Annotated in this window: 1 pseudogene; it reads right to left on the bottom strand. The window is 74.0% G+C overall.

Annotated features, from left to right (window positions below):
• Window positions 1-393: pseudogene (locus tag BIV01_RS20015) on the bottom strand (DUF2520 domain-containing protein); the annotation flags it as partial.

A 393-nucleotide genomic window follows, 5' to 3' on the forward strand; every position in this document is an offset into this window, starting at 1 on the left:
CTCGGTGACGACGAACGGCTCCGCACCCATCTCGACGACGAGCGCCTGGGCGATGGGGAGCACGGGCGACGGTGCGGTCACGGCGCAGTACGCGTCGCGGAGCCGGACGAGGTCGACGCTGGTTCCGGTGAACGCCATCGCGGGGTGGATCGCGAGCGGGATCGCCCCTGCAGCCATCGCCGGTGCGAGGATGCCCACGCCGTGGTCCGGGCTGGTGTGCACGACGAGCTGCCCCGGCTGCCAGATCCCGGCGTCCGCGAGCCCCTGCACGAGGTCGGCCAGCTGGTCGTCCGGCACGGCGAGGAGCACGAGTTCGCTGCGCTCGACGAGGTCCGGGGTCTCGAGGACGGGTGCGCCGGGGAGCATCGCCTCGGCGCGGTCGCGTCCGGCCTC

Source organism: Curtobacterium sp. MCBA15_013 (genome assembly GCF_001865095.1).
Taxonomy (GTDB): Bacteria; Actinomycetota; Actinomycetes; order Actinomycetales; family Microbacteriaceae; genus Curtobacterium.